This window comes from Paenibacillus sp. 1001270B_150601_E10 (assembly GCF_015558675.1).
In the GTDB taxonomy this organism is placed as follows: Bacteria; Bacillota; Bacilli; order Paenibacillales; family Paenibacillaceae; genus Paenibacillus_B.
On record NZ_JADMOL010000002.1, the window covers coordinates 117749 to 143506 of the forward strand.

23 protein-coding genes and 2 pseudogenes are annotated in these 25758 nt (G+C 45.8%); 17 read left to right on the forward strand and 8 right to left on the reverse strand.

Translation table 11 applies throughout. The annotated features are described in order from the left end of the window. The first annotated feature begins 16 nt into the window (after nt 1-16). Nucleotides 17-148, forward strand: coding sequence for a hypothetical protein (locus I2H74_RS24955; protein WP_267490711.1), 132 nt, complete (start codon nt 17-19; stop codon nt 146-148). Between the two features lie 190 nt (nt 149-338). On the opposite strand, the gene I2H74_RS05535 is transcribed toward I2H74_RS24955, so the two are convergent. Next, the gene (locus tag I2H74_RS05535; protein ID WP_195572303.1) at nt 339-656 is read right to left on the reverse strand and encodes a DUF4870 domain-containing protein; all 318 of its coding nucleotides are present in this window, start codon (nt 654-656) and stop codon (nt 339-341) included. A 150-nt stretch (nt 657-806) separates the two neighbouring features. Here I2H74_RS05535 and I2H74_RS05540 point away from each other — a divergent pair, with 150 nt between their 5' ends. The 3 genes from I2H74_RS05540 (at nt 807) to I2H74_RS05550 (ending at nt 5185) form a co-directional block, all read left to right on the forward strand. Continuing rightward, nucleotides 807-1841, forward strand: coding sequence for a hypothetical protein (locus I2H74_RS05540; RefSeq protein WP_195572305.1), 1035 nt, complete (start codon nt 807-809; stop codon nt 1839-1841). A 345-nt stretch (nt 1842-2186) separates the two neighbouring features. Then, nucleotides 2187-3644, forward strand: coding sequence for a BglG family transcription antiterminator (locus tag I2H74_RS05545; protein ID WP_229106468.1), 1458 nt, complete (start codon nt 2187-2189; stop codon nt 3642-3644). A 194-nt stretch (nt 3645-3838) separates the two neighbouring features. Beyond that, complete coding sequence (locus tag I2H74_RS05550; RefSeq protein ID WP_195572309.1) at nt 3839-5185, forward strand: GH1 family beta-glucosidase; 1347 nt, start codon at nt 3839-3841, stop codon at nt 5183-5185. A 125-nt stretch (nt 5186-5310) separates the two neighbouring features. On the opposite strand, the gene I2H74_RS05555 is transcribed toward I2H74_RS05550, so the two are convergent. Beyond that, nucleotides 5311-6600: an FtsW/RodA/SpoVE family cell cycle protein gene (locus tag I2H74_RS05555; protein ID WP_195572311.1), complete on the reverse strand. Its 1290-nt coding sequence runs from the start codon at nt 6598-6600 to the stop codon at nt 5311-5313. Nucleotides 6601-6603: 3 nt separating this feature from the next. Further along, nucleotides 6604-6930 carry a PadR family transcriptional regulator gene (locus tag I2H74_RS05560; RefSeq protein WP_195572313.1) on the reverse strand — a complete coding sequence of 109 codons (327 nt, stop codon included), beginning with the start codon at nt 6928-6930 and terminating at the stop codon, nt 6604-6606. Nucleotides 6931-7253: 323 nt separating this feature from the next. Between I2H74_RS05560 and I2H74_RS05565 the strand changes: the two genes are divergently transcribed. Next, entirely contained in the window at nt 7254-8189 is a 936-nt protein-coding gene (locus I2H74_RS05565; RefSeq protein WP_195572315.1) for a sugar-binding transcriptional regulator, read from the forward strand. A 239-nt stretch (nt 8190-8428) separates the two neighbouring features. Next, nucleotides 8429-9094: a deoxyribose-phosphate aldolase gene (gene deoC, locus I2H74_RS05570; RefSeq protein ID WP_195572317.1), complete on the forward strand. Its 666-nt coding sequence runs from the start codon at nt 8429-8431 to the stop codon at nt 9092-9094. A gap of 660 nt (nt 9095-9754) precedes the next feature. Here deoC and I2H74_RS05575 read toward each other — a convergent pair. The 5 genes from I2H74_RS05575 to I2H74_RS05595 form a co-directional block, all read right to left on the reverse strand. Further along, nucleotides 9755-10066, reverse strand: coding sequence for a DNA cytosine methyltransferase (locus tag I2H74_RS05575; RefSeq protein WP_195573371.1), 312 nt, complete (start codon nt 10064-10066; stop codon nt 9755-9757). Further along, the gene (locus I2H74_RS05580) at nt 10042-10242 is read right to left on the reverse strand and encodes a hypothetical protein (RefSeq protein ID WP_195572319.1); all 201 of its coding nucleotides are present in this window, start codon (nt 10240-10242) and stop codon (nt 10042-10044) included. Before I2H74_RS05580 ends, I2H74_RS05575 begins: the two co-directional genes overlap by 25 nt. 698 nt (nt 10243-10940) lie before the next feature. Further along, nucleotides 10941-12029, reverse strand: a complete 1089-nt coding sequence (locus I2H74_RS05585) for a serine hydrolase domain-containing protein (protein ID WP_195572320.1) — start codon at nt 12027-12029, stop codon at nt 10941-10943. Nucleotides 12030-12540: 511 nt separating this feature from the next. Next, nucleotides 12541-12864 carry a hypothetical protein gene (locus tag I2H74_RS05590; RefSeq protein ID WP_195572322.1) on the reverse strand — a complete coding sequence of 108 codons (324 nt, stop codon included), beginning with the start codon at nt 12862-12864 and terminating at the stop codon, nt 12541-12543. 394 nt (nt 12865-13258) lie between these two features. Further along, the gene (locus I2H74_RS05595) at nt 13259-13702 is read right to left on the reverse strand and encodes a hypothetical protein (RefSeq protein ID WP_229106420.1); all 444 of its coding nucleotides are present in this window, start codon (nt 13700-13702) and stop codon (nt 13259-13261) included. A gap of 400 nt (nt 13703-14102) precedes the next feature. Between I2H74_RS05595 and I2H74_RS05600 the strand changes: the two are divergent. From I2H74_RS05600 to I2H74_RS05650, 11 genes and pseudogenes are all read left to right on the forward strand, one after another. Continuing rightward, nucleotides 14103-14655 (forward strand): annotated as a pseudogene (locus I2H74_RS05600) (Na+ dependent nucleoside transporter N-terminal domain-containing protein); the annotation flags it as partial. Between the two features lie 4 nt (nt 14656-14659). Next, complete coding sequence (gene deoB / locus I2H74_RS05605; RefSeq protein WP_195572324.1) at nt 14660-15808, forward strand: phosphopentomutase; 1149 nt, start codon at nt 14660-14662, stop codon at nt 15806-15808. A gap of 30 nt (nt 15809-15838) precedes the next feature. Continuing rightward, on the forward strand, nt 15839-16546 hold the full coding sequence (gene deoD / locus I2H74_RS05610) for a purine-nucleoside phosphorylase (RefSeq protein WP_195572326.1): 708 nt from the start codon (nt 15839-15841) through the stop codon (nt 16544-16546). Nucleotides 16547-16626: 80 nt separating this feature from the next. After that, nucleotides 16627-17784, forward strand: a pseudogene (locus I2H74_RS05615) (pyrimidine-nucleoside phosphorylase); the annotation flags it as partial. A gap of 322 nt (nt 17785-18106) precedes the next feature. Beyond that, on the forward strand, nt 18107-19819 hold the full coding sequence (locus I2H74_RS05620; RefSeq protein ID WP_195572327.1) for a multicopper oxidase family protein: 1713 nt from the start codon (nt 18107-18109) through the stop codon (nt 19817-19819). An 86-nt stretch (nt 19820-19905) separates the two neighbouring features. Then, nucleotides 19906-20613 carry a response regulator transcription factor gene (locus I2H74_RS05625; protein ID WP_195572329.1) on the forward strand — a complete coding sequence of 236 codons (708 nt, stop codon included), beginning with the start codon at nt 19906-19908 and terminating at the stop codon, nt 20611-20613. Next, the gene (locus I2H74_RS05630) at nt 20610-21485 is read left to right on the forward strand and encodes a histidine kinase dimerization/phospho-acceptor domain-containing protein (RefSeq protein ID WP_195572331.1); all 876 of its coding nucleotides are present in this window, start codon (nt 20610-20612) and stop codon (nt 21483-21485) included. Before I2H74_RS05625 ends, I2H74_RS05630 begins: the two co-directional genes overlap by 4 nt. After that, nucleotides 21415-22314: a DUF5696 domain-containing protein gene (locus I2H74_RS05635; protein ID WP_195572333.1), complete on the forward strand. Its 900-nt coding sequence runs from the start codon at nt 21415-21417 to the stop codon at nt 22312-22314. Before I2H74_RS05630 ends, I2H74_RS05635 begins: the two co-directional genes overlap by 71 nt. Then, nucleotides 22311-23171, forward strand: a complete 861-nt coding sequence (locus I2H74_RS05640; RefSeq protein ID WP_195572335.1) for a carbohydrate ABC transporter permease — start codon at nt 22311-22313, stop codon at nt 23169-23171. The genes I2H74_RS05635 and I2H74_RS05640 overlap by 4 nt, the downstream gene beginning before the upstream one ends. A gap of 36 nt (nt 23172-23207) precedes the next feature. Next, entirely contained in the window at nt 23208-24185 is a 978-nt protein-coding gene (locus I2H74_RS05645) for a carbohydrate ABC transporter permease (protein WP_195572337.1), read from the forward strand. A gap of 174 nt (nt 24186-24359) precedes the next feature. Continuing rightward, nucleotides 24360-25721, forward strand: coding sequence for an ABC transporter substrate-binding protein (locus I2H74_RS05650; RefSeq protein WP_229106421.1), 1362 nt, complete (start codon nt 24360-24362; stop codon nt 25719-25721). Nucleotides 25722-25758: the final 37 nt, after the last annotated feature.

Below are 25758 nucleotides of genomic sequence, written 5' to 3' on the forward strand. Positions count from 1 at the left end.
CTTAGGGAGCTGATTCATGATGACAGAACAATTTAAGCAGAATAAAGGGAATAAATACGCTCATCAGCAAAAGCATGCTGAGGCCGTCGTTAATAAAAATCTAAAGCATCCTGGGGAGAAAAACCCATGGGAGAACGGTCGACGATAATCGAGCAAGATCGAGATAGTTATGTATATTTAGACATACAATGACATGGTTCATAGCTATGAATTAAAAAACAGGATATAGTTGAACTGTCTTCCAATCGGGTTCTAGACAGGTAAAAAGGACGTAACCGCTTCTCTACAGAGATTGCAGTCTTACGTCCTTTCGTTCTATTTACTCATAAACGAGGTGATTACCAAGCCGTGTTTTCCTGAAGCACTTTGATGCCCATGAATATATTCCAAATGAACAGGATCAGACTAAGTAATCCAAATAGGACAAACAACGCAATCCCGACGAACACATTTTGAATAAAAAATACGCCGGACATAAAGAAAACAATGGCCATGACTAGGAACACGGTTGGCACGATATGCGAGACCAAAGCATTTTTGGCATGACGGGCAACGTAACGATCATTTGTTACGATCCACAGGACAAGCGGTACGAGAATAGGTGCAAAAAATATACTGAAATAACTTAAGGAAGCTAGAATATTTCGGGTCGACATGATGGATCCTCCTCATAGTAGCCTTTACATAAGTATTACACTCTTATCGTCCTTTTGGTTTCATCCAATCCGTACCTTCTCTTTTTTCCATAATCTTATTGAGCTAAGGAAGAATTGTGTCATAATAAAGGAATCGGGGGTTGGTTATTTATGCCAAAGTACATACACTATTTAAAAGCATCACTCCTTATTATGATCGGATTTCTAGCATTTAATTTATCCATACAGGATGTACAAGCGCAAGAGCGTCAATTGCACGGACAGTGGAGAATGGAAGGGCGAGAGGGGCGAGAAGTTCCGGTCGTACAAGCCCAAGTTGAAGCATGGTATTGGAATGAATGGCATGAACGCGTGTCTATAGGCACAGCCCTGACAAAGGCGGACGGTAGTTGGGAGTTGGCTATTCCTGAGCAGAAGAAGCTGCCTGATAGATGGACGATTGAATTAAAGGCCTACCATCCAAAGTATGGGCAGATTGTAGATGAGGAACAGCATATCTATCAAACCTCGATCGAGGCAGTGGCAGAAGAGGGTGCCATGATCGCAGCTTCGATTGATTCCGTTTCTCTCAAGACTCGAGCCTTTTGGCTGCATCAGGATATCATAAAGACGGCTGAAAGCCTTAAACCTTATATCGAACCGACCTTTGTAACCATGCAATGGTCGAACGAGCAGACGAAGGCTTCCCATTACATATTCGGTAAGAACATTTACTTAAATAAAAGCAGCCCGCGTTCCAATACGGTCGCCATCCACGAAATCGCTCATGCCTATATGTATGATTGGTACAAGGGGATACCGCCCGTTGAGAATTGCAGCAATCATTACTTTGATCGGACATCGAGCGAGAGCTGTGCATGGGTTGAGGGCTGGGCAAGCTTTGTCGCCTTGTATGTGACCAACCAACCGACGTATACATTTACAAATGGGGCTAGAACGAACGTCGTCGTCAATGCAAAGTATCGTGCAGGTGATGAGGTAGAAGGCAGTATTGTAGGTGTATTATGGAGGATTACACAGGATCGGCAGTTAGGAATGGCTCGGATCATGGAAGTCGTGACCTCGGCAAAGATCAACGATTTCTCCCACTTTTGGTCGCAGTGGGTTCAAGAGGAAATGCCCGTATCGGCCATCAGGCATTTGCAATATTATCATATCGATTACGACGAAGAAGCGCTCAGCTAGGGCGCTTTTTTATATGGTTTTTACGTTCAGTGATGCTTCAAGCGGGAAGTATGAGAAATGAGGCCACTGAAACGATCCCGGAATAAGATCCTACGTAACCGACATCGGCATTTAGCGCCAAGGTAGGATTTAACTGTAAAATTCAAGACGAATTTCATAACAATTTTCTGTTACGGGCCTCAACTAACGGTAAAAATGCACGTTTATGTACCGTTTTGATTTGATTATATAAGTAATATGGAGCAGCTGTAGAAAGATAAGATCGATAATAGGCTTAGAGATGCGAAGCTCCGATCTTACGACGTATGTTTTTTGCTATTGTTTAGGAGAGAGTAGGTGAAGGTGATGCTCACATCGAGAAAAGTCCGATTGCTTCGAATTCTAACAAGTGAAACCGACTGGATCAGTTCAAGTGAGCTAGCGAATCGGCTGGGTTGTTCCAATAAAACGATACTTACGGAGCTGCATCATCTATCCTCAGAGTTGCCAGATGGCTGGGAGCTGCAGTCTCAAAGAGGAAAGGGCGTATACTTAAAGCGTCCATGTAATGGTCTTAATCGAGATCTCGATTATGTTGTCCTAAAGCAGGATAACAGCATGAAGCTGCTTATGCTTCTGCTGGAGCACCCGCAAGGTCTAACCATACAGGATCTTGCGGATACCATGTATCAGAGTGTGACAACCATCAATCGTTCATTAAGCAGCATTGAAAAACATCTTCAATCATACCAATTGGTATTGAAAAGAAGGCCGGTGCGCATTTCAGGAAAGGAAAGATTCATTCGCAAGCTGATCTTCGATTTGTCTCTTTATTCGGGGCATCCTCCGTATTGGGAGAGTAAGCATAATGATCAAATAAGAGTGATGATCACAGAGACTGAAAGCTATTTTCAGATTCATTACTCGGAGCAGACGACGAAACTGCTCACATCAGCGATCGATATATGGCTGTATCGAATTTCGCAGTATCGCTATTTTCAAATGGATTCAAAGATGAGAGTGGTATATGAAGGGGCACAGGATGTATTGTCTGCCATAAGGAGCATTTACAGGCCTGTTGAATCGTTATTTGGCGTGAAGGTACCAGAGCATGAGTATTTATATTTAATTATGGTTCTTTTAAGTGTTCAAAAGAAAGGCGATTATCCGGTTCGCATGTATCAATTGTTTGATATTCACGTCTCAAAGGAGGCGGTGCAGAGCTTTGTTAAGTACGTTGAGCATACGTTTGAGATTACGCTTCGTACGGATAAGCTGTTTATTGATAACTTGCTTCAATACTTAAAGGAAGCTTCCTTCCGCTGGACGACACAAATCCATGTTCACCGCAACCTTTATCTCCAAGAGATCAAGGCCATGTATCCTAAGGTATTTCGTGTGGTTCGCTCTTACTTAATGAATCACTTTCCTTATTATCATGTTGTGATGGATGATGATATTGCGGACATTGTCATTCAGATTACGGGGAGTCTTGAAGCACAAAAATCCGCAAGTTCCTTGAAGTTGGCTCTCATTGTGCCGACCTGTGATTGCTCCGCTCGTTACTTCGAATCGAAGCTGGCTACTCATATGGAAGTTCCTGTGACCATTAACTGCTATGATGAGCAAGAGATGAAGCATCATACCTTCAACAGCTACGATATCGTCATTACGACGGATCAACACTGGAATGAGGAGTTCGGGTATACCTATATGAATCCGCTCTTGTTTGATCATGATATGGATCGTATCAATGAAGAGGCGAGGAGGGCCTGGCATCAGAAAATATCTTCTTTTAACCTTCCTGAAGCAAACTTATTTTGATTAAAGATGAATCAGAGAACAATGTGTTCTTTGATTCTTTTTTTGTTTTCAATTCTATAAACGCGCGTTCACAAATCTGTTTTTGTGATTTATAATGGAAGTGATCAGCACCGTGAAAAAGCTTGTGATCGTGCTGTTCTGATTCGTAAGCGCATACAGCATTCATACTTATAGCCTGGTGAGGAGTGGATGAAATGAGCATTAATCGATTTCCGAACGATTTTATGTGGGGAACGGCAACCGCCGCTTATCAGATTGAAGGAGCTTATAACGAGGATGGACGCGGACCATCCATATGGGATACGTTTTCCCATACCCCTGGTAATGTAAAGAATGGGGACAACGGCAATGTGGCGTGTGACAGCTATCATCGCTTGGATGAGGATATCCGATTACTGAAAGAGCTTGGTGTTAAGACGTATCGCTTCTCCATCTCGTGGTCGCGCGTTCTGCCTACGGGCACTGGCGCTATCAATCAAAAGGGCCTGGATTATTATCACAAGCTGGTGGATGCTCTTATTGAACAAGGCATTGAGCCATTCTGTACCCTGTACCATTGGGATCTGCCGCAGGCGATTCAGGATCAGGGAGGCTGGGGTGACCGACGCTCGATCGCTGCCTTTAAGGAGTATGCCGAGGTGATGTTTAAGGAATTCGGATCAAAGATCAAATACTGGATTACGTTCAATGAACCTTGGTGTCTTGCTTTTCTGTCGAACTATCTAGGCATTCATGCGCCAGGCTATCGTGATCTTCAGCTTGCTATTGATATCAGCCATCATATCCTTGTCGCCCATGGCGAAGCAGTAAAGAGCTACCGAGAGCTTGGACTTTCTGGGGAGATCGGCATTGCGCCGAATACGGCATGGGGGATTCCTTACACGCAATCTGAAGAGGACAAAGCTACTTGCCTTCGCCTAAACGGTTGGTCAGGAGACTGGTATCTAGATCCGATCTACTTTGGCGAATATCCTGCTTTTATGCTGGATTGGTATGAGAAGCTTGGCCATAAGCCTCCAGTGGTCGAGGGGGATATGCAGACAATTCATCAACCGATTGATTTCATTGGTATCAACTATTACACGTCATCGATGAATCGACATAACGAACGCTCTGGCATGCTGCAGGCGGAGTACATGAATATGGGCGCAGCCAGAACGGATATTGGCTGGGAGATCTACCCGGAGGGACTGTATCAGCTGCTTCGCTATACAGCGGATAAGTACGGCAATCCTGATATTTATATTACGGAAAATGGCGCATGCTATAACGACGAAGCCGAGAACGGCCGCGTACGCGACCAGCGCCGGATCGATTACTTGTCCCAGCATCTCGTGCAGGCAAGCCGCGCCATTGCTGACGGCATTAACCTGAAGGGGTACATGGCCTGGTCGCTCATGGATAACTTCGAGTGGGCGGAAGGCTACAGCATGCGCTTCGGCCTTGTGCACGTGGACTTTGATACGCTCGTGCGGACGAAGAAGGACAGCTATTACTGGTATAAGCATGTGATTGCGAACAACTGGTTTGAGTTGAGATAGGCTTGGAGCTTGCGATTCATTCATGAAAGCTGCTTGATCACAAACGGTTTGTGTGCTGGTTGCTTGAAGAGAACATAGAAGAGGCGTTTGACGATATGGTCAAACGCCTTCTTTGTATGCCGCAGCTATTCCTTTATTGACGACTGTCTTGGGAGCATATCTTTGCGTCGATAGATACTCAGCATCATTCCAATGATCGCTAAGGTGAGTATGGAGTAGGTTCCACCATACGAAATAATCGGAGAACTAATTCCGCTTTGTGGAACGAATCCGAAGACCATTAAGATATTGTATATATATTGAAACCCAATCAATGCGGCAAATGCAATCATGATGGTTTTTCCATAGCTATCTTTTACTTGTTTGCTCATACAGGCAAACTGAACGATCACATATGCAATAAGTGTAAGGCACAGAGCACCGATTATCCATCCGAGAGAGTCAAATAAATAACTTAATGCATAATCAGAATAGATGTATGGATAACTTTGAGAGGCAGCTTGAAGACCTCGTCCCCACCATCCGCCTGACATGATGGCTTCTCGTGATCGCTCTACAATGAAATGATAGTCTTCATCATTACTGAAAAAGCCTAAAATACGACTAATTACATAATGATTAGGAGATAAAAACAGGAAAATTAACCCAAATAAAACATGCAGTCCAGATACAATATAAAAATACCATTTGGATCTGAGGCATCCCCATAGGATGGCGAACAGTGCAACGGCATACATCAAGTATAAGGCTCTCTCATTTGAAATAATAAATAATAAGAACGGAAGCATAGAAATGGTTAATAGCTTCATTCTATATTTCCATACAGATGTCGATGTGCGCTGAATAATTCCGCTGATTCCAATCAAAAACAGGACTGTGTAGCAGGAAAATACATTTATTGAGAATGGCCCTATTGGAAGGTAGTTCCTCGCTCCATTTATAATTATTGTCCAAGGATAAACAATCATATGGATGATGAATGGCAGCACAAACCATACCCACGAGTATTTTTTGAATATTCGATAGTCCATAAAAATGAAGGCAAACATAATGGCAATTCCTAGCGCGGAGTACACCAGCTTGGGAACAATTAAATTGATATGATCCAAGCTGAGTGAAGAGAAGATCGATATCACAATGCCAATTACCACGAGTATCCCGACGGAAACAATCAATCCCCAATTCATTTTTGGACAATGAACCTGGTTGAAGCCTCGTCCAACTTCCTCAGGGTCACCCATTTGCCTATGTACAAGGGCATCTACATTTTCATCAGGACATCCATCTTCCAAAGCATCCTGCACAAGCTCGTCCCAATGCGACAAGAGCTCATCTCGGATCTCATCATGCATATCTTTGGCTTTGATTTGCTTGCAGACCTGATCCAAGTATTGATCGCGAATGCGATGTTCCATCCTTTACCCCTCCCCGAGCACTTGATCCACAGTAGTGCGAAATAATCGCCATTCTTGTTTCTTCTCCGCGAGCTGCTGCCGTCCACGATCGAGAAGCATATAGTACTTGCGCTTGCGCCCGTCCTTCATTTCCCAATAAGCCTCAATCGAGCCATCCGACTCTAGGGCATGCAATATGGGATACAGGGTTCCTTCTTTGAACATAAAAAGGCCGTTGGACAGCCGCTCCATCTCCTTCGTCATCTCATAACCGTACATGGGCTGCTTCTCTAGTAGATTAAGGATGAGAATCGTGGTGCTGCCCTTCATTAACTCCTTGTTGATGGACATAATATGCCTCCTTTTATTGCACATGGTTAATATGGTTAAAACCTCATATGCTTCTATTGTTAATACATCTAGTTCCGATACATTGGATATCTATGTATATATGTATCATACTTTTATTTCCAAATCAAGGGATTGTCTGCAAGCATTCATAAAAGAACTGACAAAAGGATGAAATCAGCAGCTTTGCGCAATTGCTCACCACATAAAAAATTTCTTGTTGTAGAATAGGAGTATCGAGCAGGATTAAAAGGGATATGAAGTGGCTTAGGATAGAGGTAAGATAGAATTTTTCAGGAATCTATTTATAGAAACGGGTTGGGGTTATGGATCTTGAGAAGCAAAGATTAAGCATCGAAGCAGCAAGATTGTATTATATGTCGGATTATAGCCAAATGGACATTGCGACCAAGCTGGGAGTGTCTCGCCCAACCGTATCAAGACTGCTTCAGTATGCGAAGGATCAGGGCTATGTCAGAATCAGCATTATTGATCCTCTTGAGGATTTGGATGCTTTAGGGGACCAGGTGAAGCAGAAGTACAATCTGGATACGGTTATCATAGGGTATTCCCCGATAAACGAGTATTTGGAGATACAGAAGCATATTAGTCAAAAGGCTGCTGATTACCTGCATGAAACGGTACAGGATTCGGATATTATCGGCGTGACCTGGGGAAGAACGATGCATGCGGTTGCCCTGCGGCTTCAAGAGAAGCAGGTGCGAGGCGTTGAGGTTGTTCAGCTCAAAGGCGGCATCAGCCATTCGCATGTGAACACGTATGCAGCGGAGACGGTTAATTTATTCGCATCCGCCTATCAGACGATTGCGAGATACTTGCCGCTGCCGGTCATCTTTGACAACATTGAAGTGAAGCAGATGGTAGAGGAGGATCGGCATATTCATCGAATCATTCAACTCGGCAAGCAGGCGAATATTGCAGTCTTTACGATTGGAACATTGAATGACGATGCGCTGCTCTTTCAGCTTGGTTATTTTAGCCAAGAAGAGAAGAAGCTTCTGCAAAGCACGGGTGTCGGCGATATCTGCTCACGCTTTTTTGATAAAGACGGTCATCTGTGCAGTGAAGAGATTAACAATCGTACGGTCGGAATCGATCTGTCCGATTTGCGAGAGAAGGAGAAGTCCATTCTCGTTGCAGGCGGCCAGCAAAAAGCCGAGGCCATTCGAGCTGCTCTTATCGGCGAGTACGCGAACATTTTGGTGACGGACCAATTTACAGCACAGGCATTGCTGCGATAACACAATAGCGTTGATAAAGTCCCTTGGAGATGGATTGGAGTGCAAAGCTCTATTCTCCAAGGGGCTTTTTTTGTGTACGGAGAAGTTAGTGCGACGCGTCCAGTTGTTCATGATTATGACATGAACAAAATTTCAAAGCAATATTTACTTTTGTTCAACCGTCGTGTTATGATACCGATGAAATCAGTTACAAGCCATTTCGACTTTCTTGACAAATAGAATGCAAGGGGTGTACAGCTATGAACATAGCAGGCATGATTGACCACACACTGCTTCGTGCAGACGCAGTGCAAGACGAGATTAAGCAGCTGACAGATGAAGCGAAGCAGTATGGCTTTGCATCGGTATGCGTAAATCCGACATGGGTAGCTTACAGTGCGAAGCAGCTCGCAGGTACTCCAGTGAAGGTATGCACCGTTATCGGCTTCCCGCTCGGGGCAGCGACTTCTGCAGTGAAAGCATTTGAGACGCAGGATGCGATTCAGAATGGAGCTGCTGAGATTGATATGGTAATCAATATCGGTGAGCTGAAGGCTGGCAACGATGCATATGTACAGCAGGACATCGAGGCAGTTGTGAAGGCAGCGGCAGGAAAAGCTATTGTGAAAGTGATCATCGAGACTTGCCTCCTGACAGACGAGGAGAAGGTTCGGGCTTGCGAGCTGTCCTTGAAGGCAGGAGCTGACTTTGTAAAGACTTCTACCGGCTTCTCTAAGGGTGGAGCGACAAAAGAAGATGTGGCATTAATGCGCAGTACGGTTAAAGACCAAGCAGGCGTGAAGGCATCCGGCGGTGTTCGCAGCTTGGAGGATGTGAAGGTGATGATCGAAGCGGGCGCAACAAGAATTGGCGCTAGCTCCGGCGTAAGCATTGTGAATGGAGAGACGTCTTCGTCGTCTTATTAATAGATGGAGCGGTTGGTTTGGCTGGCACGCTGGAGGATATGGTAGCAGCATCTGTAATATCGTGATGAAAGCAAATCCACCCGCTCTTTTTTCTCAATATCTGATAGCAGGAAAATCATGCAAGGAGTAAGCCAAGACAGGGGACTGTCTATGTTATTTTAACCAATTTGAAAGCGTTAACACCCTACTAAACAAAAATATTTAATGCTCCCTTGTCGTTTTGCTTCTTTTGCATTCAAAGCAAGTACTGCTCCAAGAAACTTGTTATCCTTGTAAATGTGATACGTCCTTTTAGAAATAGGATGGAACATCCGTCTGCCTCCTTGAGAATTAAATTTTTTCCGGTGCCCCTTCCATGGCCATGGGTCCCCTAAAGGGGAGTTTTTTTCCTTTTGACACGGACTTGGAACCAAACGGTGAGCAATCAGTCAAGGTCTGCGCAGCTCTTTTCTCTCGTCCTCTATTTATCCATACAGAGAGAAAAAAATAGTGCCCTTGACAGAGGGCGTCTCGATCTTGATAAGAAGCAAGTGCGAGGAGCGCAGCGAGAGGCTCCGCTTGGTTCTTATTTAGATCGATCCGGTTGGTACCATGGGAGGGGCAAAAGGAAGAAACCTTTGATCCGAGGCCTTGAATCGATCGCGGAGCCGGCAAGGCTCCTTACCCTGTCTCAAAATAAAGGGCCTGGCCAGCCAGGGCTTCCGTATAAGATGACGTCAGCAAGTTATTGGGATTGTCTACTTTTTGGTTCACTCTATTACTTCTTGAGTAGCCTTGACATGGTGTGCCGCCTATCATAACCGGTGAAGTAATTCGTTTGGGATCTACCTTGCGAATATCTTGAGTAAGCACATGATTTCCGAGATTGACTCGATACGAATTAGCGGCATCTTCATCCAGTTCGACAGCGAGTTCAATTTCGAACCCTTCCTGAAGGAAGCCAAAATCTAAAAGGCCGCACCTGAGAAACAGCTATCTACAGCTAAAGCTAGACCAGCATGCTTAATCGCATCCTGAATATAGCGCACGGATGAGGTTTGTTGCTCCTGGATCTCCTCTTCATAAAAGGAAAAGGAAAACTGTTCAACGCCACCGACAACCTTTTCCAGTTCAATTCTGGAAATAACAGCCGTGGCCTTCTGCTTCACCTTTAAAATCCGTGTAATATCGCACACTTTACGAGAAAGTTTGGTATTCTTTTGAGAATATTCTTGACTTGCATCCTTAGATTCGTTCCTTCATGCGGCCGATCAACTTGCCGCTGGCACAAGCACAACAAAAATCTAGCCCCACCAAGGTTCCGCCAGGTGCGTTCATACGCAGCGCCGGAACGGTGGGTCTCTTACGTCAAGGGGAAAACTGCAAAGCAGGCAAACCCTTGATGAAAGGAATGCTGTGGTACGCTTTGCCTGTTGCGGCATGGGGCTAAAAAAGGCCGCAGGCTTCAGCGCAGCTGAAGGCGACCACTTCTAGAATGAAATCGTTCCTCATAATTTGTATAAATTTTTTATAATACTAATAACGAAGTAAAGTCATTATTAAATCATTTCGAGAGGTTCGTAGTGAACCGTTAAAATGGATGAATATTAGGGGCAATATATATCAATATATACTTCCGAAACAAGCCTTTCCTGTGTTTATCACTGACCCATCTATGCTAATTTTAATTCTGCGAAAACCCTTTTTCCACAAAAAAAGACGCTAAGTATCCAAATAAACCCCATAATTGGAGTTTGGATTCTCGCGTCTCTTCCATTTCCTTCTGACAGAACAAGCCAATCATTCAACCTTTTCTAAAATCAAATAACATGACAACAAAATAGCGAGACGATGGGAAATCAAGTCATTAAAGTCGCTCTTCCCATATCCAAATTGGCTGCTGAAGAACGATAGATGTAAGATGACGGTTGATTCTTTTTGCATTCACTGTCATCTCGTTGCTAAGCACGATCACGGTTAAATCCTCGTCAATTAGCCGTGCAACATAATGGCGGAAGCCACTTGGATATCCTCCTGGATGCCCAACTGCTTTTTTTCCCATAACATCTTGAGTGTACCAACCATATCCATATCGATGCGGAAACTTTTTAGCATGGGTCATACTCATCAACTCAGATGTTTCTTTGCTTATCAGCACATGATTACGCAAGGCTCTGTCAAACCGTTCTAAGTCTTCCGCTGTAGAAATAATATCTCCAGCTGCGTACGCTGCAGAATGATGCATGAAGGGTCCGACTTTTCCTTCAATATGTCCTTCCGCTTGCGGCATGCCTGCTGGAACTGTGAACATAGAATTAAACATGCTGCTCGGTTCAAAAATATGCTCTTCAATATAATTGGCATATGACTGTCCGCTGACTTTTTCAATAATAAGTCCTAGCATCACATAACCCGTATTACTATAGCGAAAGCTTTTACCTGGGGTAAATTCTAATTCAGAATAGCTAACGGTTTTTACAATATCAAGTGGATTCCATTCTTGGCTGTAGTCGAATTTGAAATTCGGCTTTAGATAATCCGGAATCCCCGAGCTATGGCTTAGTAGATGACTTATTGTAATAGACTCTCCCTTTGGAAAGTCTGGAAAGTACTGCGAAACTGCATCATCTAGGTGTAGGCGTTCCTGTTCTACTAGTTGCATGACTGCTACTGCAGTGAATGTTTTCGATAACGAAGCGATCGGATAGAGCGTGCTTGGGCTGTTAGGTACATCAGCGGCAGCCAATCCGTAACCTTTTGAAAATAACACTTCACCTTCCTTTGCAATCAGGACGGTTCCTTGAAATTTTTCATTGGTCAAATATTGATCGACTTTTTCGGAAATGCTTCCTGATAAATCACTATGGCTGTTACGTCCCAATAACAGCAAAGCTACTATAACCACGATTACTATAACAATTATAGTAATATAGAATATTTTAAAGGACTTTTTCATATTTATACCTCTCAGTCTATTGGGATTTTGGTGATGATCCTTCTAAAAGCAAACTTAAAACTTATTATGTAGGAAATGGTACTCGTGCTGATGTAGAAATTAATTACGATGATGATAATCGAACAGCTATTGATTGTTCACCTGATCAAATGGTTTGCTGTGATTTCTCCAAAACAACCCCTTTGTTAACGTCCTATTCATGAATAAGACGTTATTAATATGTAAATCCCTTATAATCATGTAGATTCGAAATGGAAGAACAACTTCTCTGCTTCAAGAAACTCACACATTACCATCAACATCATATATCCAACTCGTCTAGAAGGATGCCACATCGGTGATGCTTACTTTTTGCCGAGCTCTCCAAGCAAGGCCTTCCACCGTTCCAAGGTCTCATTTACTTTAGGCTCGACGGATACTTCAACTACCGCTTCTACCTTCTCCAATTCCCCGTTCGCCGCTTTTTCAGCTCACTCCGTATAGCACGGGCTTTTTTTGTTCAGCCTTACTTCTAAAACAGGATTGGTTCTAATTCCTGATTATCTTCTTGTTCCAAGATTGCAAGGACTTCATCTCGGCTGTGGCCGGCTATATATAGCTCATGAAGTCGTATGTTTCTTTCACCACCTTTAACAACCTCGCGTAATCGAGGAAGAACCTCATGTACCAGCGTATTCGCATAATCCCTATCTTTTTTTCCACTTCTAGTAGTGTTCTTGTATGCTTTAATGACAAACTGCTCAAGCTCCTCAATTTCCTGCACTACCTCAGCCATGTATGTTTCAGTGTCTGTTTTTATACGTATATGGTACTCTCTTTGATCATCCTCAAGCATAGCTATACCTCCTTTTTAGCTATGCGGTATTTATGTCCGTACAAGATCAATTGACTTGCACGGACATTAACTCCCTTACCAATCCCAAGTAGGTAATTCCTCACATTGAGAAGCGTCTCGATCCAAGGGAATCCAAGAACAGCCTTCCTTTTCTGCAAGAACCAATGAATTCAGTAGTTCAGCTGGAATCGGATGCCGATTTCCTACATTCTCGGTATCTACTCCAATTAGATAACCGTAATCCATAGAATTAACAGGTAAGCGAATTCATTTGACACATTAGCAATCTGGTTTAGAAACTGGCCTGTCTCTTGTTGAATATGTGCGGTAGAAAGTTCAACTATTTTAAGAATAATGTCTTTCATCACAATTACCCCTTTGTGGATTTTCGCGTTCAAGCTTTAGAAGCTTCGCCTTTGCTTTGTCTGCTTCTCGGCTCAACGAACGAATAAGAGAATCTTTTTAGCACCTGTTCATCTATACCAAGCTCTTGACGCTTTGCTTTCTTTACGTTCTTAATATAAGGCCAATACTCGAAATTGATATAAACTCCAATGTGTTCCGGTATCTCTTCTTTTACTTGATCAAATAGTTCTTGTGTCATCACGAAATAATTATAATGACCACAAAAGGTGTGATGTGCTTTGGATCTAAAATCACTCTTCGATACTTTAATTTCATAGCAGCGCCACGTACCTTTTGTGTCATAGGTGATATAGTCAACACGTTCTTTTCCATCCCATCCAATTGTCACTTCAAAACAACCAAACACGCCGGCTTTGTTTGTAACGGATTCAAGTGCTCGCTCAAGTGATAACGTTACTGCTGTTTTTGCCATGTCATCCCCCTTAGAGGGCATACTCACCATCTGTCAACTCTGTTAAATTTAGCGCTCTAATCACCAAGTTTTGCACCATTTCCAGTTGCGTATTGTCCAATTGATCGACTACTAGATCATTCATGTCCGTGAGCATTTCCATAACTGCATCTTCCAGATTTTTAAGTGTAGGTCCTGTTCCTGCTGGAATGATTGGAGTGTAAGTTTTTACTTATGTGCAGCCTTTCATTTCCCATCTCTCCCTTGGCCTGTGGCTCTTTAAATTTGATTTCCTCCTTCGGCATGCATCAGCTGTTAGAGTAACAGATGGGTTGATTCACTTGCCTTATACCAAAACAACAACTATTTCCTTTTGTTTCAGTTATGAATTTCGCATCTATGAATAGGGGAGGAACTACAGATGAAGTATGGGATCGCAATCGTAGGTTTGCTGACTGTGTTTGGACTTACCTATATCGCAAGTAAAGACCGGCGCAGCATCCGCTATCGCCCGCTTACGCAAATGATTATCTTGCAGGCCGTATTGGCGTTCGTGCTATTAAACACAACTGTTGGTGATACGCTGATTCGAGGCTTTGCCTCCATCTTTGAATCGATACTCGCTTATGCAGCCGAAGGCATCAACTTTGTATTCGGCGGCATCGTCAACGAGGGGCAAGGAACGCAGTTTTTCCTATCGATATTGCTTCCGATTGTGTTTATCCGCATTAATCGGGATTCTGCAATACACCAAGATACTGCCCTTTATCATCAAGTACATTGGATTAGGCTTAAGCAAAGTGAACGGCATGGGCAAGCTTGAATCTTATAATGCAGTCGCTTCAGCTATATTAGGCCAGTCAGAAGTATTTATCTCTGTGAAAAAACAAATCGGGCTCCTTCCCGAGCGCCGTCTCTACACCCTATGTGCATCTGCCATGTCAACCGTGTCGATGTCCATCGTCGGGGCATATTGTGATGGATTCCGTAGGAATTGGAGAAGCGCCAGATGCGGCAGCATTCGATGACATTGGCGCTGACACGCTAGGCCATATTGCGCAGGCGTGCGGCGGGCTCAGCATGCCGAATATGGGAAGCCTTGGTCTTTCCTATATTCGATCCATTGAAGGTATGCCAGCAGCAGAACGGCCGCTTGCTCATTACTGCAAAATGCAGGAGGCTTCTCGCGGAAAAGATACGATGACCGGTCATCGGGAGATCATGGGGCTTTATATCGATACACCGTTCCGCGTATTTCCGGATGGCTTCCCAGAGGCATTGATCAAGCGAATCGAAGCGAAGACAGGCCGCAAGGTCATTGGCAACAAGCCGGCCAGCGGGACTGAGATTATCGAGGAGCTTGGCAAAGAACAGATGAAGACAGGTGCGCTTATTGTGTATACATCTGCCGACTCGGTTCTGCAGATTGCTGCCCATGAAGATGTAGTGCCGCTAAGCGAGTTGTACGAGATCTGCGAATTCTGCCGCGAGATTACAAGAGATGATCCGTACATGCTGGGACGTATCATTGCACGGCCGTTTAATGGAGAACCGGGACATTTCACGCGTTCAGCCAATCGGCATGATTATGCTTTAAAGCCATTTGGCCGCACCACGATGAATGAGCTGAAGGACCAAGGCTATGATGTTATCGCGCTAGGCAAGATTTCAGACATTTATGACGGTGAAGGAATTACAATGGCCATTCGAACAAAGTCTAATAGCGATGGCATGGACCAATTCATAGCGAGCCTGAACGAACCGTTTACAGGGCTCAGCTTCCATAATCTCGTAGACTTCGATGCGCTCTATGGTCATCGCAGAGAACCGAAGGGCTACGGCCAAGCGCTGGAGGAATTTGATGCAAGGCTGCCAGAGGTGATGGCGAAGCTTGGTGAAGATGATCTCCTGCTGATCACGGCCGATCATGGCAATGATCCAACCTACAAGGGAACAGATCATACCCGTGAATATGTGCCTTTGCTTGCTTATTCTCCCCGCTTCACGAGTGGCGGACAGGAGCTGCCGCTTCGAACCACCTTTGCTGATCTAGGGGCAACGATTGCAGAGAACTTCAATGTGACCATGCCAGCGTACGTGGTTAGTTTTTGGACAGCCTTGAAATAAGAGTATGAGACGATAATTGGAGGGATAACGATGAGTGTTCATATTGGTGCAAAGCAAGGAGACATTGCGGATACGATCCTGCTTCCAGGCGATCCTTTGCGTGCGAAGTATATTGCTGAAACGTATTTGGAAGACATCTCGTGCTATAACGAGGTTCGCGGCATGCTTGGATTTACGGGGACTTATAAAGGAAAGAGAATTTCCGTTCAAGGAACAGGAATGGGGATTCCGACGACCAGCATTTATGTCAATGAGCTGATTAGTGAATACGGGGTTAAACACTTAATGCGAGTCGGCACATGCGGCGCGATGCAGGAGCATGTTCATGTTCGGGACGTTGTTCTGGCACAGGCGTCCTGTACGGATTCCAGCATGAACCGTCATGTGTTTAAGGATTATGACTTTTCTCCAATCGCAAGCTTCCCTCTGCTTAAGACGGCCTACGAGAAGGGAACAGAGAAGGGCTTGAAGCTTCATGTCGGCAACATCTTCAGCTCTGACATGTTCTATCGTGACGATAAATCTGTCGTAGGGAAGATGATGGAATACGGGGTGCTTGCTGTTGAAATGGAAACGACGGCGCTGTACTCCCTTGCTGCCAAGTTTGGTGTCCATGCGCTCACGATCTTGACGGTAAGCGATCATTTGCTCACAGGGGAAGAGACAACAGCGGCAGAGCGACAAACGACCTTCAACGATATGATGGAGGTTGCACTGGAAACGGCTTTGTCCATCTAATTCATATTTACATGAATCCATGGGAGACAGGGAGGAATTACACGATGAGATGGTAGATGTAATTGCGAAGAAGCGGGATGGAAAGGAATGAGCGTGAACGTGCAGATCTGACGATGGCCATGGTTCATTCGGGAGATACGATTGATCTGTCTGCGATCGAGGGAATCAAGGTAGACAAGCACTCGACCGGCGGCGTTGGCGATACCACGACGCTGGTGCTGGCCCCATTGGTTGCCGCGCTTGATATTCCGGTCGCGAAGATGTCCGGACGCGGGCTTGGTCATACAGGCGGAACGATCGACAAGTTGGAATCGATCGAAGGCTTTCATGTGGAGATTAGCAAGGACGAGTTCGTCAACCTTGTCAACAAGGACAAGATTGCGGTCATTGGGCAATCGGGCAACTTGACGCCTGCGGATAAGAAGCTTTATGCGCTTCGCGATGTGACAGGAACCGTCAATTCCATTCCGCTTATTGCGAGTTCGATCATGAGCAAGAAGATTGCAGCAGGCTCTGATGCGATCGTCTTGGATGTAAAGACAGGCGCAGGCGCATTCATGAAGACGGTTGAGGATGCGAAGGATTTGGCGCATGCCATGGTAAGCATCGGCAACAATGTCGGCCGCAAGACGATGGCAGTCATCTCGGATATGAGCCAGCCGATTGGCCGTGCCATCGGCAATGCCTTGGAGGTTAAGGAAGCGATCGATACGCTGCGCGGACATGGTCCGAAGGATTTGGAGGAGCTGTGCTTTGCGCTCGGCAGACAAATGGTCTATCTTGCAGGCAAGGCGTCTTCCCTTGAAGAAGCGGAAGAGAAGCTGAAGGAAGTGATTCAGAACGGCAAGGCGCTGGAGAAGTTCAAGGACTTTATCAAGAACCAAGGGGGCAATCCAGAGGTTGTTGATGATCCTAGCAAGCTTCCGCAGGCTTCCTATCGGATTGAGGTTCCTGCAAAGCAGGATGGCGTCGTGCAGCAGATTGTAGCCGATGAGATTGGAACCGCAGCAATGCTGCTTGGAGCAGGCCGCGCCACGAAGGAATCGGAGATCGATCTTGCGGTAGGCTTGATGCTTAACAAGAAGATTGGCGATGCTGTCAAGGCAGGCGAATCGCTCGTAACGATCCATGCGAATCGTGAAGATGTCGCTCAAGTCATTGAGATGATCTATGCGAATATTCGCATTGGCGACCATGCTGAGCCTCAGGTACTTGTCCATGATCTTGTAACGGAGTAAGGTTTAGCAAATATCAAGCAGTGGTAGTTTCGAAAAGAACGGTAAAGTTAGCGTGAATATATGAGCAGGATGCTGCCCTAAGTGGGAGTATCCTGCTTTTTTATCATGGTAAACCTTTCTTTCTTGATTACAATCAATCGTATTGATGCTGAATCGAATGGTTGTTTGCTTATACAATGGAATTCGCAATTACATTTATCACAATTATTGAAAAATCTACACAGTTTCTCCACAACTGTTGGTTATCTTAATTCCATCGGATGAACAAGAGCTTATCACCGCATGGGAAACGATACAACCTATAATGTGGAGGGATATAGAGATGAAAGGAAAGTACTCGATTACAAAGCTTTGGCTGCTGCTCGGCGCTTTGACGATTGTACTGGCTGGCTGTACGGACGATCAAGAATCGAAGAATGCGAGCACCGTTTCCAGCTCTAATGTAACTAAGATAGAGACGGTCAAGGCGACACCTGTTGTGGATGGCAAGACGTATACGATTATTGCGAAGCCAAGCCTGCTGCCTGTGAATGATAAGGTTACCTTGCCCGTATGGACGTTTAACCAATCGGTGCCGGGTCCGGAGATTCGTGTGAAGGTTGGAGATACCGTAAGGATCAAGCTTCAGAATGAACTGGAGGAGCCGGTATCTATCCATTGGCATGGCTACCCTGTTCCGAATGAGATGGATGGCATTCCAGGCGTAACGCAGGATGCTGTTGTGGCGGGAAAGGAATTTGTTTACGAGTTCAAGGCAACAATTCCGGGAACCTATTGGTATCATTCGCATCAAGACAGCGTTAATCAGCTGGATAAAGGACTTTATGGCTCCTTTATCGTAGAGGATCCCAATGAGGATTATGACCGAGATTATACTTTGATGCTGGATGAATGGATGAGCGCTGCGGCAGAGAGTGAAGCTTCAAAAGATGGCGCGGACACCAATAAGGACGATCACGACATGCCCAACATGGAGGGAATGGACCACGGCAGCATGGGTCAGAATGAGAGCGATCATAGCGGCATGGATCATGGCAATATGAGCATGAATGCGAGTGACAGCAGCAAGGACGAAGAACAGAATGCTCAGGAACATGGGGCAATGGAACAAGGGCAGGCTGATAACGGCGATGGCAGTATGCAGCATGAGGGCATGGCTGGTCATGATATGAGCATGTATGATCTATATACGATCAATGGCAAGACGGGCGACGCTATCGACAAGCTGGTGGTTAAGGAAGGCGATAAAGTACGGTTGCGTCTTATCAATGCAGGATACATCACGCATCGCATGCATCTGCATGGCCATGAATTCAAGATCGTGGCACTTGACGGTCAGCCGGTTAATAGTCCTGCGCTGATCTCTGATCAAGCGCTGTCGATAGCACCCGGTGAACGCTATGACATCGAGTTTATCGCCAACAATCCAGGCTCTTGGTTGTTGGAGGAGCACGGCACAGATGAGCGGGTTAACGGAATGAGAGCGCTCATTCAGTACGAAGTCGCAACCACTGCTAAGGATCAATCCAATGCTGCGGAAGAGCTGCCAGAATTCGATCCCGTGCTCTATGGTAAGCAGGCTGATACGAAATTCACACTCAACCAGAATTTTGATCAAAAGGTTCATATGAATCTGAATACCGAGATGCGCGATGGAGAGATGGTATATACGATTAATGGCAGGGTGTTCCCGGATACGGAAAAGATCTCTGTAAAGAAGGGAGAGAAGGTGCTTGTCACGTTCGTCAACCAATCGATGACGGAGGATCATCCGATGCATCTTCACGGGCATTTCTTCCAAGTGCTAAGCAAAAATGGCAAGCCGCTGCAAGGCTCTCCAGTGATTAAGGATACACTGAATGTAAGGCCTGGAGAAACGTATGAGGTTGCCTTTGAAGCTGATAATCCAGGGGATTGGATGTTCCACTGCCACGACCTTCATCATGCGTCGGCAGGAATGGTCACCGATGTGATGTATAAGGACTACAAATCGGATTATGTGCCCGATCCAAGCGTAGGGAATAAGCCGGAATAACAAGCGCATGAACTCCTGTTGATTGATCTCAGCAGGAGTTGTATGTTTAGTAAAGGCAATGGAAATGATTCAGGGCGGTGAAACAGATGTCTCAACACCAAATACTGCTTGTCGATGATGAATGGAACATGAGGAATCTCCTTCGAATCTATTTTAAAAAGGCAGGCTTTGCGATTAAAGAAGCTTCCACAGGCTACGAGGCGCTATCGATCATTCAGCAGCATTCCGTGGACGTCGTTATATTGGATATTATGATGCCTGGCATGGATGGCTGGGAAGTATGCCGAGCCATAAGGGAGCAGACTACCGTTCCGATTCTCATGCTGACAGCGCGATCAGATACACAGGATAAGGTCCATGGCTTAGAAATAGGCGCGGATGATTATGTGACGAAGCCTTTTGAACCTGAGGAGCTTGTGGCCAGAGTGAACGCTCTGGTAAGAAGATCTTCGATTAGCCAGGCGGCGAAAGAGGATTCGGATCTCTTGACCTACCCTCAACTGCGAATCGATCCTGATGCGCGTGAAGTCTATGTCCAAGAGGAGAAGGTGGAGTTTACACCAAAGGAATTTGATCTGTTGTATCTCGTAGCGAAGCATCCACAGCGTGCCTTCCAGCGCGAGGACTTGGTGCTGCGTCTTTGGGGATATGAATACAGCGGAGATTCCCGTGTCGTCGATACACATGTCAAAAATATTCGAGAGAAGCTGCATCGTGCAGGTCTAGATTATTCGCCTATTCAAACGGTATGGGGCGTTGGCTACAAATTCCACGCACAAGGAGCGTCTACATGAAGCGCAATGTGATCGGGATTAAGCTTGGTCTGCTCATTACGACAGCCTTTCTCATCGTGCTGCTGTCACTAGGTACGATGGTTTACCAGGTGTTTTCGAATTTTTATCATATTGAAATGAAAACGGAGGTGTCGGAGCTCACGGCACACTTTGTTGCGATGTGCAAAGAGACGAATCCAACCTCAGCGCAAATGATGAGCACGCTTGCCGACTTCTCGAATGTCAGTATGTTCTACGTGCAGGAAAATGGGGAGATTGGCTTCCATTCAGGTCCACATGATCCGGCAGATCGTTCATTTATTCAGGCTGCAGATTTGGCGTCCCTTTTCAAGGGAGAATCGATCAGCCTCTCTCATACCGATCCGAGCGGAGAAGGGTATCTCGTTGTAGGACAACCCTTAATCAAGGACGGTGCTACGCAGGCCGCAATCTATGTGATGGCTTCAACGAAGCATTTGGATGAATCGCTGCTGTCCATTCGCAAGCTGCTTATGCTGTCTGGAGCGGGAGCCTTCCTATTATCCTTAGGCATCACCTGGATCATGGCGTACATGCTGTCCCGACCGCTGCTTCAGATGCAGCAGGCGACAAAGAAGATTGCAAGCGGTGAGCTGGAGACAAGGGTTCATATTCGGAGCAAGGATGAGATTGGTTATTTGGCGGAGGCGATCAATGATCTTGGGGTGGAACTGAAGCGTTATCGTGACAATCGCCAGGAATTTTTTGCGAATATCTCGCATGAACTTAGAACCCCCATTACGTATCTAAAGGGCTACGCCAAGGTGCTTCAGGACGACATGTATGATACAGAAGAGGAGAAGCAGCGCTATTTGGCAATCATTCATCAGGAGGCGCTTCTATACCTACAATAATACCGGTCGTGATGGCTTTCGTTCCAGTCGGGACGGATTGCAGGATCTTGGGGCTGTTGTCATGAAATACGGCGGCAGAAGAGAGGCAGCACGGACGCTTGTAAGCCCTCGCTTTATGGAGAAGGTGCTGCTCAAAGATTTCGATAAGGTGAAGCAGCTTGGAGCGGATGGGCTGACGTTTGGAGACGGCATGGGATCGCTGTTGAACAGTGATTTCAATGATCGCTACGCGTCTTCAAGAGACGACGTGAAGGGCATTCAGGAGGGCTTGTTCACCAAGGCGACGGAAATGCTTGGGTCCGCGCAAGCTGACGATGCGAATGCGTATTCGTGGAAGTATGTGAATCATTTGAGCGGCGTACCGATTGAGAATTCCTTTGATTTATTTGTGGATGAGACGGTTCCGTTCATGCAGATGGCTTTGCATGGCCTGATCTCCTATTCGTCGGAGTTTGCTAATATTTCGGATAATTACACCTCGTATCTTCTGAAAAATCTGGAGTACGGCTCGATTCCGAGCTTTATGCTGACGTATGCAGCATCGCAGGATCTAATTGGCACGCGTTCGCTGTACAACTTCTACAGCACGCACTATAAGGACTGGTCTGAAGAAATTGCCAAGCAGTACAGCCGATTCAATGAGGCGCTTGGCGATGTGCAGGATCAATTAATCGTCAACCATCAAGCATTGGCGAACGGCGTCTATGAGACGACCTATGAGAACGGCAAGCGCATGATCGTCAATTACAATGAGATGCCATTTCATCATGACGGCATTGAAGTGAAAGGGCAGGACTTTGCTGTTGTTACAGGGGGGAGATCATCATGAGCAGATTCAAATTGAAAGCTCGGACATCACGTCACCTTGAGGCGCTCGTGTTCATCGCTCCTTGGGTCATCGGCTTCCTTTTATTCATGGCCTTTCCGCTTGGCTTCTCCTTGTATATGAGCCTGCATAAGGTGACGGTCCTGCCGACAGGCTTAAAATATGACTTTCAAGGCTTGAAGTATTACACGGAAATTCTGTTCGGCAGTTCGGCCTTCTATGATAATCTGCTTCCGTTCTTCCAAGAGATTGTCATTATGGTGCCGGTCATCATCGTATTTTCCTTGTTTATCGCCATCATGCTGAACCAGGACTTCCCAGGCCGACTCGTCTTCCGAGTTGTATTCTTCCTGCCGATTATCTTTACCTCCGGCTATGTGTTAACGGAGTTCGTGAATCAGGGAGAGGGCACGCTTGGCTTTCTGGATCGATTCGCAATCGGGGAATATCTGATTCAGTTTCTCGGGGACAGCTCATGGGCAAAACCGGTCATGGACGTGCTAAATCGATTTGTCCTTGTATTGTGGTATTCCGGCGTACAGATCCTGATCTTCCTCGCAGGAAGACAAACGATCTCGAAGTCGAGCTATGAATCTGCACGGATCGACGGTGCATCTCCGTGGGAAGTGTTCTGGAAGATTACACTCCCTGCGATGTCTCCTTTTATCCTGCTGAATCTGATCTATACGGTGGTCGACATGTTCACATTCCCATACAACCCTGTCATTGAGCTGATCAATACCGGCAATTATGGCTATAACAGTGCGCTTGCCTGGATCTACTTTGTCGTGATTGCTGTATTCCTAAGCTTGATCATGCTCATGTTCCTGCGACTGAATCGACAAGCCCGAAGCCGCTAGTAGCCGTATAGAAGCTTCGAGGAGAGGAGGATTTCGATGTTAGGTAAAATCAATACTGCGAAGATCAAGCCTCCATTATTCAAAAAGAGAATGATGCGGGACGGTCTTCATACGATTCGCTACGCCATATTGGGTCGCGAGATTAACAGAGGCTTGCTGTTCAAGCTGTTCATTTACTGGATTCTGATTGTAACCTCTTATATTTATCTGAATCCGATCTTGAAGATGCTGGTGAAGATGGTCATGAATGAGAAGGATCTCAATGATCCTACGGTGACCTGGATTCCTCATGAGATTTATCTTGGACATCTGAAAACGGCCTGGACCGCGCTTCATTATTTGGAATCGCTGTTCGTAAGCATCGGAATATCCACCATTGTTGCTGTATTTCATGTCATCTCTTGCGGCTTAATGGGATACGCCCTTGCAAGGATGCAGTTTCCATTCAAGAAGCTGCTTACGTTTTTGCTGGTGATGACTTTTATTATCCCGCCGCAAGTCATCGTCCTGCCGATGATTATCATGTACACGAAGCTTGGGCTGCAGGGCAGCTTGTTCTCGCTTGTCCTGCCGTCTCTTTTTGGCTTCGGGATCAAGGGAGCCTTGTTTGTCATCATTTTCCGCCAATTCTACACGACTCAGCCTAAGGAGCTAGAGGAAGCGGCGAAGATCGATGGGGCAAGCAGCTTCAAGTTCTACTGGAAGGTCATGTTCCCGCTGGCGAAACCAGCCATTCTGGTCGTGTCGCTCTTCTCCTTCGTATGGACCTGGAATGATACGTACTACCCAAGAATGTTCCTGGGGCAGTCCCCGCTGGTTCCGCTAGCGACTCAGATGTCCAGAGTGGACGCCAGCATTACGAGCCTACTTGGGAATGAGGAGACTGCGCTCGTTCTCGTCGAGGCGATCAAGATGTCTGCCAGCTTCCTTGCGCTCCTGCCGCCACTGCTTATATTCTTCTTTGCACAGCGTTACTTCGTGGAGAGTGTCGAGCGTACAGGACTCGTAGAATAATATTCCGAAGAGCTTCATGAAGCATGGCGCGCTGTTGGCTGCCTGTCTTCAGCGTCGTCATGCATAGTGAAGAAGGTCATAGGGGGTGGATTAGGTTCAAATAGAATGCACTCTGCCAAATTTGCAGCGTCATAGGGGAAAAAGTAAATACACGATGAAGGGATGATTTCAGTTATGAAGAAACGGATGAATGTGATTCTCTTGATTTCGCTTGTATTTGCTCTCATGTTGGCGGGATGCAGCTCCAGCAATACAGGGACAGAAGCACCTGTGAAGGAGCAAGCCCAGACTGAGGGAACAGGAACCAATCCATCGACAGACCCAAAGCAAGAAGACAATGAACCTAAAGAGCCAGTTAAGTTGGTATTTATGGCTCCATGGAGCAAGGAGCAGGTGGAGGGCCGCTTTCATGCGGGAACGAAAGAGAAATTTCCGCATATAACGGTCGAGCCAACAGGGAAATTCGCAGATGCAACCTCCTTTGATGAGCTTTTTGCTCAAGAAGTGATGCCGGATATCATTCTGACGACTGACGGCTTTGATATTTTAAAGGAAAGAGATATGCTGCTCCCACTCGATGATCTGCTGAAAGAACGAAATTTTGATTTTAATAAAATCAGACCAGGCATCATGGAGGCATTGCGTGCGCGGGATCCAGAAGGGCAAGGAAGACTGCTTGGCATTCCAATCGAGGATGTTACAGTTGCGCTTCATTATAATAAAACGATCTTCGATAAGTTCGGTGTGGACTATCCAACCGACGGCATGACCTGGGATGAGGTCATTGAGCTTGCGGGAAAGGTAACCGGAGAGCGTGACGGAATCCACTACCGAGGACTTGCTACAAACCTTATGTCTCAAGCGATGACACAGCTGTCAGCGAATGGAACGGACCCGGAGACAGGAGAGCCTCAATTCTCTAAAAATCCTGCCTTCGCCAAGTTTTTTGATCTTGCCAAGCGTATCGCGAGCATTCCAGGCAACTGGGAGCCAGATATTCAATACGACTTCACCAAAGGCGAAGTGGCCATGAGTCTCGGACTGATCGCGAATACAATTCCTCATTATCCGGATGAATTGGATTATGATGTGGTCAGCTTCCCGACTTGGTCAGATCTGCCGGGCGTGGGGCCTTCTACACTGCCGCTTACCGTTGCGATTAATAAGCACAGCAAGCATATTGATGAATCGCTCGACATTCTTGAATATTTGCTCAGTGACGAGCAGCAGCTGCGGATGCACCGTTTGGAGGTTCCTTCTGTATCGGGAGATTTAAGCATTCTCGAACAGTTTGCCGCAGATACGTTAGAGCAAAAGGAAGATCGCGAGATGAATATCAAAGGTATTTACTCTTTGGAGCAAGCAAAGCCAGCTATCTATAGCCCTTACGGACCGGATATTCTCCTTTACGGTACGAACTTTGTAGGCTCACAAGTGACGCCATTCCTAAAATCAGGCGATGATGTTCAGACATTCTTGCGCAAGATGGATGAGGAATACACGACCATTGTGAAAGAGCGCAAACTGCAAAACTAAATAGATCCATCCTTTTCATCATGAGCAATCCTAAGCA

Excerpts from the sequence above, each read along its gene's own strand:
- I2H74_RS24955 (WP_267490711.1), top strand. The coding sequence starts at position 17 with ATGATGACAGAACAATTTAAGCAGAATAAAGGGAATAAATACGCTCAT.
- I2H74_RS05535 (WP_195572303.1), bottom strand. The coding sequence starts at position 656 with ATGTCGACCCGAAATATTCTAGCTTCCTTAAGTTATTTCAGTATATTT.
- I2H74_RS05540 (WP_195572305.1), top strand. The coding sequence starts at position 807 with ATGCCAAAGTACATACACTATTTAAAAGCATCACTCCTTATTATGATC.
- I2H74_RS05545 (WP_229106468.1), top strand. The coding sequence starts at position 2,187 with ATGCTCACATCGAGAAAAGTCCGATTGCTTCGAATTCTAACAAGTGAA.
- I2H74_RS05550 (WP_195572309.1), top strand. The coding sequence starts at position 3,839 with ATGAGCATTAATCGATTTCCGAACGATTTTATGTGGGGAACGGCAACC.
- I2H74_RS05555 (WP_195572311.1), bottom strand. The coding sequence starts at position 6,600 with ATGGAACATCGCATTCGCGATCAATACTTGGATCAGGTCTGCAAGCAA.
- I2H74_RS05560 (WP_195572313.1), bottom strand. The coding sequence starts at position 6,930 with ATGTCCATCAACAAGGAGTTAATGAAGGGCAGCACCACGATTCTCATC.
- I2H74_RS05565 (WP_195572315.1), top strand. The coding sequence starts at position 7,254 with ATGGATCTTGAGAAGCAAAGATTAAGCATCGAAGCAGCAAGATTGTAT.
- deoC (WP_195572317.1), top strand. The coding sequence starts at position 8,429 with ATGAACATAGCAGGCATGATTGACCACACACTGCTTCGTGCAGACGCA.
- I2H74_RS05585 (WP_195572320.1), bottom strand. The coding sequence starts at position 12,029 with ATGAAAAAGTCCTTTAAAATATTCTATATTACTATAATTGTTATAGTA.
- I2H74_RS05590 (WP_195572322.1), bottom strand. The coding sequence starts at position 12,864 with ATGCTTGAGGATGATCAAAGAGAGTACCATATACGTATAAAAACAGAC.
- I2H74_RS05595 (WP_229106420.1), bottom strand. The coding sequence starts at position 13,702 with ATGGCAAAAACAGCAGTAACGTTATCACTTGAGCGAGCACTTGAATCC.
- deoB (WP_195572324.1), top strand. The coding sequence starts at position 14,660 with ATGGATTCCGTAGGAATTGGAGAAGCGCCAGATGCGGCAGCATTCGAT.
- deoD (WP_195572326.1), top strand. The coding sequence starts at position 15,839 with ATGAGTGTTCATATTGGTGCAAAGCAAGGAGACATTGCGGATACGATC.
- I2H74_RS05620 (WP_195572327.1), top strand. The coding sequence starts at position 18,107 with ATGAAAGGAAAGTACTCGATTACAAAGCTTTGGCTGCTGCTCGGCGCT.
- I2H74_RS05625 (WP_195572329.1), top strand. The coding sequence starts at position 19,906 with ATGTCTCAACACCAAATACTGCTTGTCGATGATGAATGGAACATGAGG.
- I2H74_RS05630 (WP_195572331.1), top strand. The coding sequence starts at position 20,610 with ATGAAGCGCAATGTGATCGGGATTAAGCTTGGTCTGCTCATTACGACA.
- I2H74_RS05635 (WP_195572333.1), top strand. The coding sequence starts at position 21,415 with ATGATACAGAAGAGGAGAAGCAGCGCTATTTGGCAATCATTCATCAGG.
- I2H74_RS05640 (WP_195572335.1), top strand. The coding sequence starts at position 22,311 with ATGAGCAGATTCAAATTGAAAGCTCGGACATCACGTCACCTTGAGGCG.
- I2H74_RS05645 (WP_195572337.1), top strand. The coding sequence starts at position 23,208 with ATGTTAGGTAAAATCAATACTGCGAAGATCAAGCCTCCATTATTCAAA.
- I2H74_RS05650 (WP_229106421.1), top strand. The coding sequence starts at position 24,360 with ATGAAGAAACGGATGAATGTGATTCTCTTGATTTCGCTTGTATTTGCT.